This is a genomic window from Thioclava sp. ISO4, assembly GCF_058105145.1.
Genome location: NZ_CM176571.1, coordinates 217,322 through 231,953 on the forward strand (window position 1 = coordinate 217,322; position 14,632 = coordinate 231,953).

At 62.1% G+C, this 14,632-nt stretch carries 14 protein-coding genes; 9 read left to right on the forward strand and 5 right to left on the reverse strand.

Annotation, left to right across the window (positions count from 1 at the left end; genetic code table 11):
* Positions 1–6: 6 nt before the first annotated feature.
* From AC2TZ7_RS01170 to AC2TZ7_RS01190, 5 genes are read right to left on the reverse strand one after another with little or no spacing between them, the layout of a single operon-like run.
* Positions 7–987, reverse strand: a complete 981-nt coding sequence (locus AC2TZ7_RS01170; RefSeq protein WP_088718334.1) for a zinc-dependent alcohol dehydrogenase — start codon at positions 985–987, stop codon at positions 7–9.
* A 1-nt stretch (position 988) separates the two neighbouring features.
* Entirely contained in the window at positions 989–2,023 is a 1,035-nt protein-coding gene (locus AC2TZ7_RS01175; RefSeq protein ID WP_489865608.1) for a Gfo/Idh/MocA family protein, read from the reverse strand.
* Positions 2,023–2,307 carry a YciI family protein gene (locus AC2TZ7_RS01180; protein WP_038067927.1) on the reverse strand — a complete coding sequence of 95 codons (285 nt, stop codon included), beginning with the start codon at positions 2,305–2,307 and terminating at the stop codon, positions 2,023–2,025. The genes AC2TZ7_RS01175 and AC2TZ7_RS01180 overlap by 1 nt, the downstream gene beginning before the upstream one ends.
* A 10-nt stretch (positions 2,308–2,317) precedes the next feature.
* Entirely contained in the window at positions 2,318–3,394 is a 1,077-nt protein-coding gene (locus tag AC2TZ7_RS01185; RefSeq protein WP_134331215.1) for an SDR family oxidoreductase, read from the reverse strand.
* 33 nt (positions 3,395–3,427) lie between these two features.
* The gene (locus tag AC2TZ7_RS01190; RefSeq protein ID WP_088718331.1) at positions 3,428–4,495 is read right to left on the reverse strand and encodes a 2,3-butanediol dehydrogenase; all 1,068 of its coding nucleotides are present in this window, start codon (positions 4,493–4,495) and stop codon (positions 3,428–3,430) included.
* Between the two features lie 202 nt (positions 4,496–4,697).
* Between AC2TZ7_RS01190 and AC2TZ7_RS01195 the strand changes: the two genes are divergently transcribed.
* From AC2TZ7_RS01195 to AC2TZ7_RS01235, 9 genes are all read left to right on the forward strand, one after another.
* Positions 4,698–5,612, forward strand: coding sequence for an NAD(P)-dependent oxidoreductase (locus AC2TZ7_RS01195; RefSeq protein WP_489865609.1), 915 nt, complete (start codon positions 4,698–4,700; stop codon positions 5,610–5,612).
* A gap of 116 nt (positions 5,613–5,728) precedes the next feature.
* Positions 5,729–7,351, forward strand: a complete 1,623-nt coding sequence (locus AC2TZ7_RS01200; RefSeq protein ID WP_489865610.1) for an extracellular solute-binding protein — start codon at positions 5,729–5,731, stop codon at positions 7,349–7,351.
* A gap of 198 nt (positions 7,352–7,549) precedes the next feature.
* A complete protein-coding gene (locus AC2TZ7_RS01205; protein WP_489865611.1) occupies positions 7,550–8,236 on the forward strand; it encodes a GntR family transcriptional regulator in 687 nt (228 codons plus the stop codon).
* Positions 8,237–8,404: 168 nt separating this feature from the next.
* Positions 8,405–9,397: a TRAP transporter substrate-binding protein DctP gene (dctP, locus tag AC2TZ7_RS01210; RefSeq protein WP_134331210.1), complete on the forward strand. Its 993-nt coding sequence runs from the start codon at positions 8,405–8,407 to the stop codon at positions 9,395–9,397.
* 61 nt (positions 9,398–9,458) lie between these two features.
* Entirely contained in the window at positions 9,459–9,992 is a 534-nt protein-coding gene (locus AC2TZ7_RS01215; RefSeq protein WP_134331209.1) for a TRAP transporter small permease, read from the forward strand.
* Positions 9,989–11,284, forward strand: a complete 1,296-nt coding sequence (locus AC2TZ7_RS01220; protein ID WP_134331208.1) for a TRAP transporter large permease — start codon at positions 9,989–9,991, stop codon at positions 11,282–11,284. Before AC2TZ7_RS01215 ends, AC2TZ7_RS01220 begins: the two co-directional genes overlap by 4 nt.
* 26 nt (positions 11,285–11,310) lie before the next feature.
* A complete protein-coding gene (locus tag AC2TZ7_RS01225) occupies positions 11,311–11,766 on the forward strand; it encodes a type II 3-dehydroquinate dehydratase (RefSeq protein WP_134331207.1) in 456 nt (151 codons plus the stop codon).
* Positions 11,766–12,647: a shikimate dehydrogenase family protein gene (locus AC2TZ7_RS01230; protein WP_489865612.1), complete on the forward strand. Its 882-nt coding sequence runs from the start codon at positions 11,766–11,768 to the stop codon at positions 12,645–12,647. Before AC2TZ7_RS01225 ends, AC2TZ7_RS01230 begins: the two co-directional genes overlap by 1 nt.
* A 13-nt stretch (positions 12,648–12,660) precedes the next feature.
* Positions 12,661–14,562 carry a bifunctional sugar phosphate isomerase/epimerase/4-hydroxyphenylpyruvate dioxygenase family protein gene (locus AC2TZ7_RS01235; RefSeq protein WP_489865613.1) on the forward strand — a complete coding sequence of 634 codons (1,902 nt, stop codon included), beginning with the start codon at positions 12,661–12,663 and terminating at the stop codon, positions 14,560–14,562.
* The last annotated feature ends 70 nt before the right edge of the window (positions 14,563–14,632 follow it).

Consider the following 14,632-nt stretch of genomic DNA (forward strand, 5'->3'; position numbering starts at 1 on the left):
CGCGTCTCAGCTGATTTCCAAGGTGACCTTGACCGCCTTGTCGGGCGACTTGCCAAGCTCCAGCGCGGTCATCGCGTCATCGATGTTGTAGCTGTGGGTCTGGATCGGCGAGAGATCGAGCCCGGTGCGCTCCAGGAACCGGATCGCCGCCGGCCAGACGCCGGGAGAGCCGATGCAGCCGCGCACGTTGAGGTTCTTGATCTGGATCTTGCCCAGCTCGACCGGGAATTTCTGGCCGATATTGATGCCGACCATAGAGACATTCCCGTCGTCGCGGGCATAGTCGAAGACATTGGCCAGCGAGGCCGGATGGCCCGCGCATTCGACCACGAGATCGGCGCCGCCCTTGGTCATCTCCTGCACCGCTTCGATGGGATCGCCGTCGGTCGGATCGATCGTGCCATCCGCACCGAGCTTCATCGCGATCTCACGACGCAGCGGCACCGGGTCGACCACGATCACGCGGGCGCCCATGCCGATTGCGGCGGCAGCCGAGACGAGGCCGATCGTGCCGCCGCCAGAAACGACGACCGTATCCGCCGCGCAGACGCCGCCATGGCGCATCACCGCGTAATACCCGCAGGTGAAGGGCTCGATCAGCGCGCCTTTCGCATCATCCACCGCATCGGGCAGCTTGTGCAGCCATTCGGGACGCGCGGCGAAGAATTCACGATCCGCACCGTCCATCGAGAAGCCAAAGTGGTGGATGCGCTCGGGCGTGTTGATCACGCATTCGCCGACCACACGATCCCCGGGCTTGAGCCCGTCGACATTTTTCCCGACCTCGACGACTTCGCCGACCCATTCGTGGCCCGGAACGACCGGGTAGGAAATCGGGATAATGTATTGACCGGCCAGCAGCTCGTAATCGGAATGGCAAATCCCGACGCGGCGCGACTGGATGAGCACCTCGTTGTCGGTGATGCCGGGCGTCTGCACCTGCGTCACGATGGGCTTGTTTGGTTCGTCGAAGATCAGGGCTTTCATGTCAGGCTCCAACTTTCGCTGCGGCGGGTTGCGCCACGCGTTCGATTTGACCACTGCGGGAGGAGGCGAAGACCGCCTCGAGCAGCGCGATATTGTCGACCAGATGATCGGCGGTAATCGGGTAGGTTTCCTGTCCGCGCACGGCGCGGGCGAAACTTACCAGATTGTCCCTCACGGGCTCGGCCTTGCCGATCTCCACGGTCTCGATCGGGCCACCGGCCATGGCCGAGGTCACGATCCAGCCGTCAGGCGCTTCGACATGCGCCTTGTCGCGAATGTCGATCCAGCCTTTCGATCCGTAGACAGTGAAGCGGGACATGAACGGGTTCGACAGCGAGGCCGACACGTAGGAGGTCCCTCCCCCGGCGAATTTCACATAGGCTGCGACCGTGTCGCCCTGCGGCAGTTTCGAAGACAGCTGCTCGCAGATGCACAGCACGCTTTCCGCGCGGCCCAGAAGGCGGACCGACAGATCCAGCAGGTGAATGCCCGTCGCGGTCATGCCGCCTGCCGGCGCCTCGCTCGCCTGAACACGCCAGTTGCTCGGGTCCATGCCGACGAACTTGTCGTGGCTGAAATTGGCCTCGATCTGCTGGATACGTCCCAGGTCACCCGCATCGGCCTTCGCCAGCATCTCGGCGATCGGCGGCTCCCACCGGCGCTCGTGGCCCATGCCCAGGACGAGCCCGGCCTCGGCACAAAGCGCAACCGAACGAGCGGCTTCTTCCGCAGTGAGCGCGAGCGGCTTTTCGCAGAAGATGTGCTTGCCTGCGGCGACCGCCTTTGCGATCTGATCCGTGTGCAGCGAGTGCGGCGTTGCCAAGACGACGGCCTCGACTTCCGGATCGTTCAGCGCATCCGCGTAATCCGCGCTGAGCGTCACGCCCTTATCGGCGCAGAGATCGCGCACCGCGTCCATGTTAGGCTCCACTGCGCGGACGACTTTGATATCCTCGGGGGCGCTCGACAGAACGGAGAGCATTTTCTGCCCCCACCAGCCGAGCCCGACGAGGGCGATTTTGACTGGCCCCGACATCAGCGATTGTCCACGCGCTTCGAGAACGGACGGATCGAGACGGACTTCCACAGACCGACCTTCGCGAAGGGATCGTTGCGGTTGAAGTCTTCGACCTCTGCAAGGCTGTCAGCCTCCAGCACGAAGCAGCTGCCGATCATGGTTTCCTCGTCATCCGCGAGCAGCGGACCCGAGATAACCGTCTTCACCGGCGCCTGAGCCAGATAGGCCTTGTGGTCCTCGTAATTGGCCAGCCGCTTATCGACGGCACCATCGTGGTCGAGGCAATGGATCACGTAATGCATTGTGGTCTCCTCAGTTTCCGGCCGGGATGATCTTGCGCGCGCGCAGCTCGTCGAACACATCGAAGAAGCTGTCCGGCGTGCTCTGATAGGCGTCGAAGCCCAGTTTCCGGCTGTTCGTCATATCGGTGAAGCATTCCAGCTCGCGCCCCAGATCGGCGTCGCTGTGCCACCACGAGGCGAGCTTGGTCACAGGGATGTCCTGCAGCCCATATTGCGCGACCATCTCGGACCAGATCGCGGGCGCATCCGCCATCTGCTCTTCGAGCGGCGTCGTGTGACCGGGGTAATCCGCGACCTCGAGGCCGAAATACTCGGCGATCCGCGCCCAGAGCCAAGTCCAGCGGAAGACGTCGCCATTCGCAGTGTTGAACGGCATGTTCGCAGCTTCCGGCGTCGTCGCCGCCCAGTAGAACTGTTTGGCGAGGATGCGCGCATCGGTCACGTCGGTGACCGCGTTATATTGCTCGGGCGAGCCGGGATAGAGGAACGGCTTGCCAGTGTGCTTGCAGATCGACGCATAGACCGCGAGCGTGACCGCCATGTTCATGTAATTTCCGACCGTGAAGCCGATCATCGTGTGCGGGCGGTGCACCGACCAGGTGAAGCCGTATTTCTCGGCCATCTCCAGCAGCACATCTTCCTGCGCGTAGTAGAAGTTCGGCCCCGGCAGACGCGGACTTGATTCAAGGAAGGGCGTGTAGGGCGTAACCTTGGCGTAGTCGTCGAACGAACCCAGGTAATGCTTGAGGCCCGTGACCAGCGCCCCGTGCTTGATCGGCGCGCCTGCGATTCCCTCGAATAGGTTGCGCACCATCATCCCGTTCACGCGGACGTTCTCTTCCTCGTTCGCCTGACGCGACCACGTGCAATAGAACACATGAGTCACATCCTTGGCCGCAGCCAGCGCGGCCTTGCTGCCCTCTGCATCGGTCAGATCCGCGGCGATATGACGGTCGGACCACTCAAGATCGACGTCGCTGCGCGACACCGTGACGACCGTCCAACCATGAGATTTCAACTCGCGCGCGGTGTAGCTGCCCGAGAGACCGGTAGCCCCGACAATCAACGCAATATTCTGTTCAGCCATGGGTCTTCGCCCCTTTCTTGCAGTTCGGTTTCGTCAGGTGGTGACGAGAATTTTCAGATGTTCCCCGGCAGGATCGAGCAGCGCCTCGAAGCCTTTCTCCACGACGTCCTCGGCACGGATGCGGGCCGTGATGACTTTCTCGATCGGGAAATTGCCCGAGGCGACCATACGCGCGATGCGCGGCCAAATCTGGGTCGGGTAGCACCAGGTCGCTTCGACCGTGATATCCTTGAGCGCCCAGAGCATGGCGTCGATGCTGGCGGGCTTCATGTGCAGACCGACCTGAACGACTTTGCCTTGACGGCGCACCGCCTCGACGCAGGCGTTGAGCGAGCGCTCGAGCCCCACGCATTCCAGCGCCACGTCGACGCCGACGCCTTCCTCGGTCAGATCGCCCACGACTTCCTGAAGGTTGCCCGCGCCGGGATCCACGACGAAGGCATAGGGAGCAATCTCGGAGATGATCCGGCGGCGGTTCGGATTCGGCTCGGAGACGATGATCGTGCTCGCGCCCGCTGCATGGGCCGAAAGCACTGTCAGCGCGCCAATCGGCCCTGCGCCCGATACCAGCACGGTGGAGCCTGCCGTCACCCCGCCCCGATCGACGCCGTAAAGCGCAACCGCCGCCGGTTCGATCATCGCAGCCTGCTCGTCGCTCAGCGCGTCGGGCACGGGCTGGGCGTTGTAGTCCTTGACCACAGCCTTCTCGCCCATGCCACCCCAGGCCCAGCTGAGGCCGATGCAGCCGAGCTGCGGCGAGAGGTGATAGAGACCGCGCTTTCCGTAATAGTCATTGCGTGGCGCTACGAGCGGTTGGATAGAGATCCGATCGCCCTGCGCAACATCGCTGACCGCATCACCGACCTTCAACACGCGGGCCGAAAACTCGTGCCCGAGGATCTGCGGGTTGCTTGCTCCGGTGTAGACATGCGGCTCAGCGGGCGTGACGATCGGCCCCGCGATATATTCATGAAGATCGGTGCCGCAGATGCCCGTGATGATCGGCTCGATCAGCACGTCATCGGGGGCAAGCTGCCCGGACGGCTCCTCCACATCCTCGACGCGGATATCCTTTGCTCCGTGAAAACGAACGGCTTTCAATTCGACCTCCTCCTGTCCTGTCGGCGCGGCGACTGCGGCCTGTGATCCGCTCGGCGGACCGCGGCACCGTCGCGCTGCTTGCCATGATTCGTAGCAAACCGATCCGATCGCATCAGGAAAAAAATCTCCGCTCCGGAAAAATTATTTCAGCGTTCGCCGAAGCGGCATCTTAGGGTGAGGCAAGACAAACGGAGACATATGGATGAGCAACATGGCGAGTGCGCCCCACCTCCCCCAATCCGAATCTCGCGCGGTCGGCTGGATCGGCGTCGGGAAAATGGGCGGGCCGATGGCGCGAAATCTCCTCGACAGCGGCGTCGGGCTTACCGTTGTGGAACCCGATTCGGGCAACCGTGCGAAGCTTGCCGAGAAAGGCGCAAAAACCGCCGACTGCGCGCGCGATCTGCGCGATGTGCAGGTCGTCTTCTCTACGCTGCCCAATGACGACGCGCTGATAGCGGTGGTATCGGGAGAGACCGGGCTAATTCACGGCCTACCGCGCGGGGCCTTGCTGGTGGAAATGAGCACCGTCTCGCCGGAATGTTCCGAGCGCGTTGCGCAGATCCTGAGCGAGGCGGGCCTGCGCTACCTGCGTGCCCCGCTCTCCGGCAGCACGGATCTCGCCGCAAAAGCGGCACTGACGGTTCTTGCGTCGGGCGATCGTGCGGGCTGGGACGAGGTGCTCCCCCTTATCAAGACCTTCTCGGCACGGCAGTTCTTCCTCGGAGAGGGCGAGGAAGCACGCTATATGAAGCTCGTGCTAAACACCCTCGTCGGCGCTTTCTCGGCCGTGCTATCGGAGGCGCTGGCCATTGGCGCGAGCGGGGGGCTGTCGCGGGCCGACATGATGGAAGTGATCTGTGAAAGCGCCGTTGCCTCGCCGCTGTTCAAATACAAGCAAGAGGCCGTGGTCAACGATGACTACACCCCCGCTTTCACCGTCTCGCAAATGATCAAGGATTTCACGCTGATTAGCGATGCCGCGCGCCGCAATGACGTGCCGCTGATGACCACCGGCCTGATCCTCGAACTCTATCGGAGCGCGGCGAATGCTGGCATGAGGGACGAAGATTTCTTCGCATTGGTGAAATGGCAGGAAAAATTGTCGACAAGGTGACTCCGGTCGGGCAGCATCCGGACGCAATGCAACCACAGGATGCTGATCTGACGAGCCACGAGCTTTCCAGAATCGTCGATTTTCTTCGACGGTTGCGGGCTCCGTTCGACCATCAGATGCCCGGTGCCAAGCCCGACGTCTATCAGAATATCACGCTGGAACTGGTCGACGCACATCTGCGACTGAGCCCAATCGACAAGTCAGGGCTCATCAGTCTTGCCGATGTTCCCTATAGCACCGGCAACCGCATGATCATGAAGATGATCGATGACGGGCTGATACGGCAAGTGCCGCGCGGGAACGGCTTGAAGACGCATTTCCTCGAGCCGTCGGAAAGTTTGCTCAGCGCCTTCATGAGCTATGCCATCCACGTCAAAGGTCACATGGCAAAGACCTTCGGACTACGGCAAGGCACCGAGACGAGCGAATACTATTTCGGCGGCAGCTATTTCGCAGCGCAGATCATCTCCCCTGTGCGCGGCGAGGACATCACCGGACTCAACCTGAGCGACATCAAGTTCCTGCTCAACGACGACAATTACTTCATCGCGATGCGCAACATGTGGTCGGATTTCCGCAACGAATTCGGCAAGCGCAGTAGCTTTGACCTGCAACGTCTCCCCAATCTCTACGCCAAGTCGCGCCAGACCTTCTCGGAGATGACGCCGCGCTATGACGTCATTGCGATGAACATGCCGTGGCTGGGTGAATTCGCCGAACGCGGAGAGCTCGCGCCCCTCGACGACCTGATCTCTGATGCCGCCATCAACTCGCTCGATTTCCACCCCTCGGTCTGGGGGACGGGCAACTGGAAGGGCACGCAATACGGCATTCCGCTCTATTGCACGATCGAAATCCTCGCCGCGCGCAAGGACTTGTTTGACGCAGAGGGGGTCACCTATCCCAAGACCTTCGACGAGACGATCGCGGCCGCCCGCGCCTTCCACGATCCGCAGAACGAATTCTACGGCATCGCTTGGAACGGACAACGCGGCATGCCGATCGCGAATTCCTTCATGTTCTTCCTCGCTGCCTGTCGCACCACCGTCATCGACATGCCGCTGCGCAATCAGGAGAGCTGGAGTTTCGATACGTTCGACTCGCTCAAGCTGCAGATCGACACCGAGGACGCGCTCGAGGTGATCGAATACATGAAGCAGCTTGTGGAGGTCTCGCCCCCGGATATCGCGAGCATCGACTGGGAGCGACGCATCCATTACTTCATGTCCGGTCAGGCCGCGATGACCTATTGCTGGACGATGCGCGCCGCGCGCTTCGAGCACGAGCTGAGTTCTCGCGTGGCCCGGCGCGTGGCTTACCTTCCGCCTCCTTCGCGCCGGATGCGGCGTGTCTCCGCGCCGGTCGGGGGCTTTCTGTTGACCATCCCCTCCTATGTCGAGCCGACCCGCCAGAAACAGATCATCGACGCGATTGCCTGGATGGTGTCTCCCGAAGCGATGAAGGAGCACGTGAAGAACGGCTTCCCCGTCGCGCCGCGCTTCTCGGTCTGCGCGGACCCTGAAGCCCTCGCCTCCTCGCCGATCGTCAGCATGGTGGACCGGATGGCCCGCAAAAACGAACTGGTGACCTGGGCGCGCCCGCCAGTGCCCGCCTTCAACCTGATCGAGCGGACCTTGGGCGAGGAAATCCACGACATCGTGTTCCACGGCAAGTCTCCGCAACGCGGCTTGAGAGATGCCGAGAACCGGATTCTCTCGGCAATCAGGGCAGAGGCCTGAGCCCGCCAAAGCTGTCAGGAGTAACCCGCCGCTAAGTCTGGCGGCACTGGAGGAATGCTCGGGGTTCTCGGAGAAACGCTCCCTTCTTCAGCGTTCGAGTTCCGCAACAAGATGGACGGAAAATAGGGAAAGCACTTGGCTCAGTCTCGACGCGGGGCGATAACCGTCGGGAAGGAACACAAGGTAGCGGCCTCAAACGTGAAGATTCATAAGTTCGATATCAGTGGCCATCCGGGAGAAACCGTCGGGGACATCACCCATCGGCGCCTTCGTGGGGACATCGTGCACGGGCGGTTCAAGCCGGGGCAGAAACTGAAGCTCGATCTGCTGCGCAAGAAATACGATGTCAGCGTGACGACCCTGCGCGAATTGCTCAGTAGCCTGACGAACGAAGGGCTCGTCACCGCCGAGGGACAACGCGGCTTCGAAGTGGCGCCGATCAGCAAGGCCGACCTGCGCGATCTGGCCGACCTGCGTCTGCTGCTCGAGACCCACGCCCTGCGCCAGTCCATAGCGAACGGCGATATCGAGTGGGAAGCGGGGGTCGTCTCATCGCATTACAAACTGGAGATGATCGAGCGAGAGCTGATCGCGGGCGGTGAAGGGCCGGTGCAACCTTGGGTCCGTCACGACTGGGATTTTCACTTCGCGATGATCGCAGCTTGCGACAGGCCGAACCTGATGCGCACGCATTCCTCGGTCTTCGATCGCTTCATGCGCTATCACATGATCATTCTGGAATTTCGCGGCGAAAAGGCGAAGGAAGACCACATTCGCCTGCGTGACCTGACCTTGGCCCGGGATGCGGATGCCGCCGTGGAATTGCTGATCTCCCATGTTGAAAGCGGCGTCGACCACATTCTGGCGACCGGTCGCGTTCCCTGAGCACCTATAACGACGGCATCTGACAGCCGGCGCAACGGGTGGATGAAAACACCCGCTCGTGATTTTGTGCGTCAAAAATAAAAATGTATGATATTTTTGAAGTTGACATATGAAAATCGAGATGTCGAATTGGATCAGCCGCTCTCGATGCGGCGAAAGGGAGGAACTATGACCAAATTGACTCGCCGCAGCGTGCTGGCGACAGGGGCCGCCGGCGCAGCCGCGACCCTGATGGCTGGCACTGCACTCGCTCAAGATCGCAAACGACTCCGCCTGTCTTCGGTGGTGTCGAATAACGATATTCGCGCCAAGGCCTTTGCCCGCATTTCCGAAGACGTTGCCAAGGATTTCGACCTGCAGGTCTACAACCAGTCGACGCTCGTCCCGCAGGGGGGAGAACTGACCTCGATCCAGCGCGGGACGCTGGAAATGGGCCTCGTCGCGCCGCAGAAGCTGGCCGATCAGGTGCCGGAATGGTCGATCCTGACCGCGGCCTACGTGCTGCGCGATGCGGCCCATATGAAAGCCGTCTTCGACAGCGACGTGGGCAAGCAACTCAATGACCTTGCCGCGAAGGCCGGGCTGCATGTCCTCGCGCCGGTCTATTTCGGTGCACGTCAGGTCAACCTGAAGCCCAAGAAGAAGATCAACACGCCCGAAGATCTGAAGGGTATGACCCTGCGCATGCCGGGCGGCGACGCGTGGCAGTTCCTTGGCGAGGCGATCGGCGCCAGCCCTACGCCGCTGGCCTATTCCGAGGTCTATACCGCCCTCCAGACCGGGGCGATCGACGGTCAGGACAACCCGTTGCCCAATGATTACAACATGAAGTTCTATGAGGTTACGAGCCAGATCGCACTGACCAGCCACCTCGTCGGCTTCGACGTGCTGGGTATCTCCAAGAAAATCTGGGATGACATGAACGCCGATCAGCAGAAGTTGCTGAAGGACTCCGTGGACAAGGAAATCGCCGCCAGCACCGAGGAGCACCTCAAGCGCGAGCAGGAACTGGTGGACTTCTTCAAGAAGCAAGGCCTCGAGGTCTATGAACCCGACCGCGCCGCCTTCCGGGATTACGCCCAGAAGAAGTATCTCGCCAGCGACTTCGCCAAGAGCTGGCCCGAGGGGATGCTCGAACAGATCAACGCGATCCAGGCCTGAACCCCGGACAAGCTGAGGGCGGGGGGCCGTGTCGGCCCTTCGCCCCTCGAAAGGCAAACCGATGCAAAACACGAGACGCCGCTGGCGGAACGTAGCGCGCCGTCTGGCGGACGCCGTTCCGGCGCTGCTTCTGGCCGCCATGTTCCTGGCCTTCATCGTTCAGGTTTTCATGCGCTACGTGCTGAACCACCCCGTCGGCTGGACGGTCGAGCTCTGCGTCATCGCGTGGCTCTGGGTCGTGCTATGGGGACAATCCGTCTCGGCGCGTGAAGAAGACGAGATCCGCTTCGACATCATCTACGGCGCTGTCCGGCCCAAGGTTCGCCGCGTCTTCCGCATTCTGTTCTCGCTCTTCATCGTCGGCATCTATGCGGCCTCACTGCCGGATGTCCTCAGCTACATCTCCTTCATGAAGATCGAGAAGACGGCCTACATGAAGATCCCCTTCAGCTACGTCTTCTCCGTTTTCGCAATTTTCACGGCGGTCACGATCCTGCGCTACGGCTGGATTCTCGTCAAAGAGCTGCGCGGTCCGGGCCCCGAAGATGACAGCCCCGATCTGACGCAAGTCGCGCGCAAGGATTTCTCCGAATGAGCTGGGAATTCACCCTCGCCGTGGCGGCCATCGTCGCCACCGCCATCGTCGGCCTGCCGATCGGGCATGCCATGCTGGGGGCCTCGATCCTCTATCTTCTGCTCGAGCATCAGGACATGAGCATCGCCGCCGAGCAGGTCCTGCGCGGGCTCTACGGCTCCTACGTTCTGCTGGCGATCCCGCTCTTCATCTTTGCGGCTGACCTGATGAATATTGGCTCGCTCTCCGACCGGCTGCTGGATTTCTGCCGTGCACTGGTGGGCCGCTTCCGTGGCGGGCTTGGCCATGTCAACGTCGTGTCATCGCTGATCTTTTCGGGCATGTCGGGATCCGCCATCGCCGACGCGGTGGGCATCGGCAAGATCATCATCCAGCTGATGACGAAGGACGGGAAATATCCACCCGCCTATGCTGGGGCCATCACCGCCGCCGCCGCGATCATCGGCCCGATCATACCGCCTTCGATCCCGATGGTGCTCTATGCGCTCGTCTCGGACACCTCAATTGGATACCTCTTTCTCGGCGGCGTGGGGCCCGGTCTGATCCTCGCGCTCCTGCTGATGGTAATGAACGCGATCCAGGCACGGCGTCACGGCTTCCCAGTGGAAGTGCCCGTCCCGGTGCGAGAAATGCCCCGCATCACGTTGCGCGCCGTGCCTGCGCTGCTGATGCCGGTGATCCTTCTGGTCGGCATCTACGGCGGCATTACCACGCCTACCGAAGCGGCCGCACTCGCCGCGCTCTATGCCTTCCTGATTTCGACTTTCCTCTACCGCTCCGTCAGCCTGCGCGCGGCCTATGAAACCGTGTGCCAATCCGCCCGCTCCACCGCGAGCGTAGGCATCCTGATCGCAGGGGCGCTGGCCTTCAACTACGTGGTCACGGTCGAGCAGATCCCGAACGAGATCCGCGGCGCGTTGGGCGACATGCAGCTCGACCGGATCACCTTCCTGCTGATGGTAAACGTGCTCCTGCTGGTGCTCGGGTGCTTGCTGGAAGCCAATGCAATCCTCCTCGTGATCGTGCCGATCCTGCTGCCGACCGCAGTCTCGCTCGGCGTGGACCCGGTGCATTTCGGGGTGATCGTCGTGGTCAACACGATGATCGGCCTTGCAACGCCCCCCTACGGATTGCTGCTCTTCGTCGTCAGCGGGATCACCAAATCCCCGATCGGCCAGACGATCCGCCATCTCGTGCCCTTCCTGATCATCATGATCGTCGGGCTCGCAATCATCACTTTCGTGCCGGGCACCGTGCTGTGGCTGCCGCGGCTTTACGGTTACGGCGGCTGACAGGGCCGCACATCAGGAGACCTCTCATGGCCCAGAAAGACCTTCCAATCCTGGTCATCAATGGCCCCAACCTGAACCTGCTCGGCACGCGTCAGCCAGAGATCTACGGGCACGACACGCTCGAGGATGCAGAGCGGTTGAGCCGCGACGCGGCGGCCGCGGCGGGGGTGGAGATCGACTTCCGCCAATCCAACCACGAGGGTGAAATCGTCGACTGGATTCAATGGGCCCGCACGAACGCCTGCGCCATCCTGATCAACCCGGCGGGCTTCACTTCGACCTCGATCGCGATCCTCGACTCCCTGCTGATCTTCGACGGGCCTATCTTCGAGGTTCACGTCTCGGCCTTGTTCCGGCGCGACGAATTCCGTCACCCGTCCTACGTCTCGAAAGCGGCAACGGCGAAGATCGAAGGTTTCGGCATCGCGGGCTACGGCTTCGCGATCAACCGGATCGCCCAACTCGTGAAAGGCGCCAAGTGATGCCTGCCCCCGAGAGCCCTTCTGAGACAGCGTCAGACGATGCAGTCATCCGGCTGGGTCTGATCGGCGACAATATCGCCGTCTCGCAGGCTCCGCGGCTTCATCGGTTGGCCGGGCTGCAGAACGGACGGAAGGTGACCTATGACCGGCTTGTCCCGCGCGAGCTCGGACAGGGTCACGCGACGATCCTCGCCGAGTGCGCGGCACAGGGCTATCGGGGTCTCAACATCACCTACCCCTACAAGGAGAAGGTGGCGGCGCTGGTGCGTATCTCTGACCCGATGGTCCGGCGGCTGGGTGCCGTGAATACCGTCCTCTTCGAACCCACCGGAGCCGAGGGCCACAACACCGATCACTCCGGCTTCATCTCCGCCTATCGCGCCGCACGCGGTTCCACTCCGCCCGGAGCAACTCTGCTTATCGGCACCGGCGGCGTGGGGCGGGCCATCGCCTTCGCGCTGGTCGCGCTCGACGCTTCAGAGATCCGCCTTGCGGACCGTGACATCCAGAAGGCCGATGTCCTCGCCTCGGAACTGAAGGCGGCGAGACCGGGACTTCGCGTCACCGTGGGACGGGACGCCGCCGAGATGTCCGAAGGCGCCGAGGGCCTCATCAACGCGACCCCGGTCGGTATGACCGGCCATCCGGGATCGCCGCTTCCCAAATCCGCCATCGCCAGCGCATGGGCCTTCGACGCCGTCTACACGCCGGTCGAGACCGAATTCCTCGCCGCGGCGCAAGCGGCAGGCCTGCAGGTCATTTCCGGTTACGAGCTGTTCATCTGGCAAGGCGTCGATGCTTGGAAGCTCTTCACGGGTCTGCCGCTCGACGTCGCCCGTTTGCGCAGCGATCTCGCGAAAACCGTCCCGGCCACATCCTGAAAGGAGGCCTCCAATGAAAACCGCCATCGCAACTGTCTCGATCTCGGGAACGTTGCAGGAAAAGCTCGAGGCGATTGCTGCAGCGGGATTCGACGGGATCGAGATATTCGAGCAGGATTTCATCGCCCATGACGGCGGGCCGCGCGAAGTCGGCCAGATGGTGCGCGATCACGGGCTGGAAATCTTCCTCTTTCAGCCCTTTCGGGATTTCGAAGGGCTTCCGGCTCCGCTGCGCCACCGCGCCCTGAAACGCGCTGAGCACAAATTCGAGCTCATGCGCGAGCTTGGCACCCGCGACATGCTGGTCTGTTCCTCCGTCCATCCCGAGGCGCTCGGCGGGATCGATCGCATGGCTGGCGATTTCGCCGCCTTGGGCGAGCTTGCCGCAGATTACGACATCCGTGTCGGGTTCGAGGCGCTCGCGTGGGGGCGTCATGTCTGGGACCACCGCGATGCGTGGGAAGTGGTGCGCCGGGCGGACCATCCCAACGTCGGCCTGATCCTCGACAGCTTCCATTCGCTCGCCCGCAAGATCGACCCGGATACGATACGGCGGATCCCGGGCGACAAGATTTTCTACGTCCAGCTTGCCGATGCTCCGGCGATCGATATGGACCTGCTCTATTGGTCGCGCCACTTCCGCAACATGCCGGGCGAGGGTGATCTGGACGTCTCCGGCTTCATGCGCGCCGTGATGGCCACCGGCTACGACGGACCGGCGAGCCTCGAGATTTTCAACGACCAGTTCCGCGGCGGCCCGACGCGGACCATCGCACGCGACGGCTATCGCTCACTGGTGGCGCTGATGGACGATGTCCGCCGCACCGAGCCCGGGCTGGAAGAAAAGATCAGAGAGATTCCGGCACGCGTTGCAGTGGAAGGTGTCGAATTCATCGAATTCGCGGCCCAGGGCGCCGAAGCGGAGACGCTGAAGACATTGCTCTCCACCCTCGGCTTTCACATGTCGCGACGGCACCGCAACAAGAAGCTGGAAGTCTGGCGGCAGGGCGATATCCGGATTCTCATCAACGCCGAGACAACGGGCTTCGCCGCCTCCACTTGGACCGCGCGCGGCACCAATGTCTGCGATATCGGTCTCAAGGTCGCGGATGCCGCGGCGACGGTTACGCGTGCACGCGCCCTCGGCGCGAAGACCTTCTCGCAACCAATCGGGCCCGGGGAATTGGAAATTCCGGCGATCCGCGGTCTTGGAGGTTCGGTTCTGCACTTCGTGGATGGCTCCAGCGGCCTCAACGACGTCTGGGACGTGGAGTTCGAGCCCGCGGAAGAGACATCGCAATGCGAGGCCGGTCTGATCTCCATCGACCATTTGGCCCAGACGATGGAGTATGATGAGATGCTCAGCTGGACCCTTTTCTACACGACGCTATTCGACATGCAGAAGGCCCCGATGGTCGATGTGATCGACCCCGACGGCCTGGTCCGCAGCCAAGCCATCGCATCGCGCGGGTCCGGGAACGGAAAGGGCCTGCAGGTCACTCTCAACGGCGCCGAGACGCATCGAACCCTCGCGGGAGATTTCCTGACACATGGCTTCGGAGCATCGGTTCAGCACATCGCTCTGAGAACCACGGACATGCTGAAGACCGCTGCGTCGCTTGCCGATCTTGGCTTCGATCCATTGCCAATACCATCCAACTACTACGCCGATCTCGAAGCGCGCTTCGAATTGTCGCGCGAATTTGTGCAGAAGTTGCAGTCCGCCAACATCCTCTATGACGAGGACGCGACGGGCGCCTTTCTTCAGCTCTATTCCCGCCCATTCGCGGGAGGAATGTTCTTCGAAATCCTCGAACGAAGAAATGGTTACGAAGGGTTCGGAGCCGCCAATGCCCCCTTCCGGATCGCGGCGCAGAAGCGGTTTGGCCGCGTAAAGGGAATGCCAGAGGTTTGAAGAGCAGCGAGTTATCGCGAGACGCCTGGCTCCGCGAACTCCGGCACCCCGGTTCGATGCGCGCCGGGGT

Coding starts and splice junctions, on each gene's coding strand:
- AC2TZ7_RS01170 (WP_088718334.1), bottom strand. CDS start 987: ATGAAAGCCCTGATCTTCGACGAACCAAACAAGCCCATCGTGACGCAG.
- AC2TZ7_RS01175 (WP_489865608.1), bottom strand. CDS start 2,023: ATGTCGGGGCCAGTCAAAATCGCCCTCGTCGGGCTCGGCTGGTGGGGG.
- AC2TZ7_RS01180 (WP_038067927.1), bottom strand. CDS start 2,307: ATGCATTACGTGATCCATTGCCTCGACCACGATGGTGCCGTCGATAAG.
- AC2TZ7_RS01185 (WP_134331215.1), bottom strand. CDS start 3,394: ATGGCTGAACAGAATATTGCGTTGATTGTCGGGGCTACCGGTCTCTCG.
- AC2TZ7_RS01195 (WP_489865609.1), top strand. CDS start 4,698: ATGAGCAACATGGCGAGTGCGCCCCACCTCCCCCAATCCGAATCTCGC.
- AC2TZ7_RS01200 (WP_489865610.1), top strand. CDS start 5,729: ATGCCCGGTGCCAAGCCCGACGTCTATCAGAATATCACGCTGGAACTG.
- dctP (WP_134331210.1), top strand. CDS start 8,405: ATGACCAAATTGACTCGCCGCAGCGTGCTGGCGACAGGGGCCGCCGGC.
- AC2TZ7_RS01215 (WP_134331209.1), top strand. CDS start 9,459: ATGCAAAACACGAGACGCCGCTGGCGGAACGTAGCGCGCCGTCTGGCG.
- AC2TZ7_RS01220 (WP_134331208.1), top strand. CDS start 9,989: ATGAGCTGGGAATTCACCCTCGCCGTGGCGGCCATCGTCGCCACCGCC.
- AC2TZ7_RS01225 (WP_134331207.1), top strand. CDS start 11,311: ATGGCCCAGAAAGACCTTCCAATCCTGGTCATCAATGGCCCCAACCTG.
- AC2TZ7_RS01230 (WP_489865612.1), top strand. CDS start 11,766: ATGCCTGCCCCCGAGAGCCCTTCTGAGACAGCGTCAGACGATGCAGTC.
- AC2TZ7_RS01235 (WP_489865613.1), top strand. CDS start 12,661: ATGAAAACCGCCATCGCAACTGTCTCGATCTCGGGAACGTTGCAGGAA.